Below are 2,813 nucleotides of genomic sequence, written 5' to 3'. Positions count from 1 at the left end.
TGCGTATTTCGGCGAATGTGACCGGTCATTTCGGCGCATCGTGACCGGTGGGCTGAGCGATGTTCTCAGCGCCGTTTCGGTAACGTGACCGCCCGTTTCGGCGATCGTGACCGCCGTGATGCTGGCGGTGCTGCGTAGGGGGTTGAGTTTACGGTTTTGGAGAGGCTGTCAGGTCTTCATGGGGGTCCTTGATGGTCGTTTTTGAAACGGTTGCAGTGCGCGCCGTGCGGCCCGTTCGTCGCGACTCGCCGTCCAGGCTGAAGCGCCGGCAACTCTGCAGCAACCGGTCCAGAATGGCGTCGGCAACGGTGGGGTCGCCCAGCCAGGCGTGCCAATGCTCGATGGGCAATTGGTGGGCGATGATGGTGGCGCGCTGCCCCACCCGGTCATCGATGACCTCCAGCAAATCGGCACGCGTGGCGGCGTCCAGGTGTCCGATGCCCCAGTCGTCCAGCACCAGCACGTCGATCTTGGCGAGTTGCTGTAGCCAGCGTCGGAAGCTGCCGGCCCCATGCAAGATGCGCAGCTCTTCTGCCAGTCGAGGCACGCGCAAGTACAGCGCGGAGCGACCTTGCCGGCACGCGTATTGGGCCAGCGCACACGCCAGCCAAGTCTTGCCCAAGCCTGTGGCACCGGCCAGGGTCACCGTCTCGCCGCGATCGATCCAGGTGGACAGCGCAAGGCCCATGAGGGCCGGACGGTCCATTCCCCGGATGCCCTCGAAGCTGGCGTCCTCCAAGGTGGCCGAGGGGTACTTGAGCTGCGCCTGTTGCAGCAGACGCGCTCGCTTGCGGTCACTGCGGGCGTAGACCTCGCGCTCGACCAGCAAGGCCAGGCGCTCATCAAAGGACAGATTCAGGCAGTCGGCCTGTTCGTGTTGCTGTTGCAAGGCATCGGCGAAGCCCACGAGTTTGAGTGAGCGCAGCTGGGCGATGGTGGTGTTGTTGAGCATGGTGATGATGTCCTGAAGCCGTGGATTGGAGATAGAAACAATGGTGGCAGTGGCAGTGGCAGTGGCAGTGGCGGCGGCGGCGGCGGTGGCGCCACCTCACTGGTAGTAGCCCGGGCCGCGCAGATTGGCGTGCGCCGGGCTGGTCCAGTCCGACTCGGACTGGGGCGTGATCTGGTCACAGTTGTTGGCCAGCAAGTCACGCACATGGCTGTAGCGCAATGTGCCCAGGGCCAACGCCCGCTCGCAGGCGGCCTCCAGTCGCACCGGGCCGTACCTCTTGGACAGGCTCAGCAAACCCAGGCAAGACCGGTAGCCATGCTCGGGATGCTTGTAGGTCTGCAGCAAACGGGTGATCAACTCACCGCAGGCCACACCGATGCGCTGCCCCCATTCGATCAGGCGCTGTGGCGTCCACTCCATGTGGGCGCGGTGGGCCGCGGGCATGTGTGCCTCCACGGTAGAGAAACCCCCACGCTTGTCGCTGCGCGCGTGGGCGGCCACGCGCTGGCCGCGCAAGAGCAACTCGATGCCGCGCCCGGTCATGCGAGCCTCCAGCGTCTGACCGACCAGCGGGTGCGGTGCGCTGTAACGATGACCGTCGATCTCGACGTGGTAGTCGATATGGACCTTCACGGTCTTGAAGCGCGCGAGTTCATAGGGTTGCTGCGGCAGCGGCATCAGGGCTGGGGCGTCCAGCTCGGCGAACACACTGGCGCGACTGCCCGCCAGCTTCTGAAACGGCCGCTCGTTCAGGCTGGGGAGCAGCTGCGCAATGGCCGCGTCAACCTGAGCGACGCTCTCAAATCGCTGGTGGCGCAGCCTGGCCAGGATCCAGCGTGTGACGACCTGAACCGAGCTCTCAGCCGTGGCCTTGTCGCGCGGCGTGCGTGGGCGCGCAGGCAGCACCGAGGTGCCGTAGTAGCGGGCCAGGTCCTGCACCGTCTCGTTGGCACGTGGCTCGTAACGGTCTGGCGAGGCGATCACGGCACGGGCGTTGTCAGGCACGATGAGCTGCGGCACACCCCCGTAGAAGTGCAGAGCGCGCACCATGCCCTCGACCCAGTCATCCAGGCGCTGCGCGGGCGTGGCGCAGGCAAAGACGCAACTGGAGGCGGCCATGGCCGAGACGAAGACCTGGGCACGGGCGCCATCGCGCAAGGGCACCGTGGAGCCAGCGAAGTCGATGAACAGCTTCTCGCCGGCGCACCGGTGCTGGCGCATCGAGCGCTTGAGGGTTTGGGCGAAGTCCTTGTAGTGACCGCAGAACTGGGTGTAGCGCCAGGTACGACCATGGGGATGGGCCTCCACGTACTCCTGCCACAGCAGCATGAGTGTCACGCCCTTGCGGTCGAGTTCGCGGTGGATGCGGCCCCAGTCGGGGGTGATGTAGGGCTGGGAGGTGGTGGCCTTGGGCAGCAGGGCGGAGGTCAGTCGCTGCTCGCTCCAATCCTGGACAGTCTCCCAATCCAGGCCAGCAGCATGGGCCAGGCCAACGTACTTGGCCACGGCCCCTTTGGAGATGTTGAGGGTGGCGGCGACTTGCTCGTGAGAGAGGTCGGCCTGCCACTTCAGGCGGATAACGTCTTTGATCATGCGTAGAGAAATTCGAGGTTTGGGCATCCGGCTCCTGAAGGCAAAAGCCGTCGAGGTTAGGACGCCCGGGTTGAGTTCTCTACGCAGCACCGCCTGGCTTCAGATCCCACAAAAACGTGGGCTGAAACGGCGGTCACGATGACCGAAATGATCGGTCACGTTGCCGAAACGGCCGGTCACGATGAACCGACAACGGAGTCGGTCACGATGGGCCGAAATCCTCGGTCACGATACCGAAACCAGCGGTCACGTTGGTCCGAAATACCCA

At 64.8% G+C, this 2,813-nt stretch carries 2 protein-coding genes; both read right to left on the bottom strand.

The features are described 5' to 3' along the window. Positions 1-148 precede the first annotated feature (148 nt). On the bottom strand, positions 149-952 hold the full coding sequence (istB, locus tag J2X09_RS26910; RefSeq protein ID WP_008904314.1) for an IS21-like element helper ATPase IstB: 804 nt from the start codon (positions 950-952) through the stop codon (positions 149-151). Between the two features lie 96 nt (positions 953-1,048). After that, on the bottom strand, positions 1,049-2,572 hold the full coding sequence (gene istA, locus J2X09_RS26905; RefSeq protein WP_204735963.1) for an IS21 family transposase: 1,524 nt from the start codon (positions 2,570-2,572) through the stop codon (positions 1,049-1,051). Between the last annotated feature and the right edge of the window lie 241 nt (positions 2,573-2,813).

This window comes from Hydrogenophaga laconesensis (assembly GCF_031457235.1).
GTDB classification, from domain to species: Bacteria; Pseudomonadota; Gammaproteobacteria; order Burkholderiales; family Burkholderiaceae_C; genus Hydrogenophaga; species Hydrogenophaga laconesensis.
This window is presented reverse-complemented; position numbering and strand designations above follow the sequence as displayed.